This window comes from Bacillus sp. SIMBA_154 (assembly GCF_046536015.1).
GTDB classification, from domain to species: Bacteria; Bacillota; Bacilli; order Bacillales; family Bacillaceae; genus Bacillus; species Bacillus pumilus_P.
Genome location: NZ_JAWJBV010000530.1, coordinates 1 through 246 on the forward strand (window position 1 = coordinate 1; position 246 = coordinate 246).

1 protein-coding gene is annotated in these 246 nt (G+C 57.7%); it reads left to right on the forward strand.

Annotation, left to right across the window (positions count from 1 at the left end; genetic code table 11):
* The coding region (locus R0K30_RS23035) for an HD domain-containing phosphohydrolase (RefSeq protein ID WP_410613300.1) at nt 1-246 on the forward strand (246 nt) is incomplete at both ends.

Genomic DNA, 246 nt, shown 5'->3' on the forward strand with positions numbered 1-246 from the left:
GCAGCCCGCACCGCCGAATTGCAGCAGACAGCCGACATGCTCGATCTGGCTTACGAAGAACTGAAACACAGCTATGTCACCGGAACTGAAGTATTCTCGATGCTGGCCAACCTGCGGCTGCCGCCGGCTAAGCAGACCAACCGTCAGATCATTGAGCTAGTTCGCTGTTACTGTACGGCGTACGCCTTGGACGAGGCGGCTAGTCGCGACCTGACTATGGCGGCGGCGTTGTACAACATCAGCAAG